This window comes from Arthrobacter sp. Hiyo1 (assembly GCF_001263615.2).
Classification (GTDB): domain Bacteria; phylum Actinomycetota; class Actinomycetes; order Actinomycetales; family Micrococcaceae; genus Arthrobacter.
The window spans coordinates 66441-67715 of sequence record NZ_DF952478.1; the positions used below are offsets into that span (position 1 = coordinate 66441).

Consider the following 1275-nt stretch of genomic DNA (forward strand, 5'->3'; position numbering starts at 1 on the left):
ACCGTCCTGCCGCCGGCAGCGCCACGCCGAGCCGGACCCGGTAGACCTTGAGCACCTTCCCCAGCGTCTTCAGGCCCTCGGGGTGATCTACCCCGGTTTCCAGCTCCTTGAGCCGGATCGGCCGGATCCCCGCGACCTCCGCAACCTGCTTGAGCGTGGCCTTCCCGCGGAGCTTGACCAGCAGATCCGGGAGATCCTCGCCGAGGTCCTCGAACATGCGGAACTTCTCGGCGGTTCCCACGCGCGTGTGACCGACGTGAAGCGTGCCGCAGTGGCCGCACCAATACCAATTCGTCGACGGATCATCGCGGATCTTGTCGGGGATCTCGCCCTCGCTACGGTAGCGGCGCTTGAAGAACCAGCCGCCATCGCGCTGCGTCCGGCACTCTCGAGGGGTGCCCTGGTATCCGGCATTCGCCGATGGCTCGGCGATGCCCGCGCATTTCGGCGAGCAGTACAGGCCGAACAACACAGGGTCGTTCACCGTCTTGCCGAGGTTCCCCCGGCAGGTCTTGCAGCGCTGTCGCTGCGGGAAGAGCGTCTCAGCCACGCGTCGTCTCCTTCGACTCGTTCTACTTGCTGCTGTCGTCGCCGGCCTCGTAAGGGACAGGCTCAGCGGATCGGCTTTCCGTCGCGGTCCTCCTCGAGCTTCGCGCGCTTCCTCGTCTCGTCGCGGACCTTGTCACGGACGTAGATCGCATCCTTGTGCGTGATTGGCGCGTCGTGGATGTTGTGCGAGCCGCGCAGGAAGTTCTCGGTCTTGTCCGCGATGGAGTACGCGACCGCCTGCTCGATCGCCGCGCTGGTCTCGTGCACGAGCTGCAGGGCCTCATGGAGTCGCTGCAGCTGCGTGCTGTGCTCGTTCTCCCGGTACTCCAGTGCGTCCATCCGCTCGACCACCGAGCCCAGAAGCGGATCCTGCGATCGGAACAGCTCTGCGGCCGTTCGCGTCGCCTGATCCGTATCGATCCGCACATCGAGATGCGCCAGCAGGAACGCCGTCACGAGAGCCGGCTGGCTCAGGCGCTTGCTGAACCCCCTCGCCGTGCTGTCGCTGACCCCGCGTTCTCGAATGGCAGCTGCCCTGAGCTGCTCGCGCATCGCCTCCATGAGCGGGAAGGGCAGATTGCGCACCATCAGCGGGCTCTCGGTCCCCGGGAGCCTGAAGCCCGACTCCGGGAGCGAATCGCTGGTGCCGTTCGAGGCACCACCTTTCACACCCGATGCAGCGCCTTGGATCGCGTCGCGCTGATCGCTCTTCCGGCTTGCCGAGAT

General features: G+C 66.1%; 2 protein-coding genes. Both read right to left on the reverse strand.

The window, feature by feature from the left end:
* The coding region (locus tag AHiyo1_RS22665) for a helix-turn-helix domain-containing protein (protein ID WP_172465715.1) at positions 1-550 on the reverse strand (550 nt) is incomplete at its 3' end.
* Positions 551-612: 62 nt separating this feature from the next.
* Positions 613-1275 (reverse strand): hypothetical protein (locus AHiyo1_RS22670; RefSeq protein ID WP_216363303.1); only part of this gene is annotated, 663 nt, incomplete at its 5' end.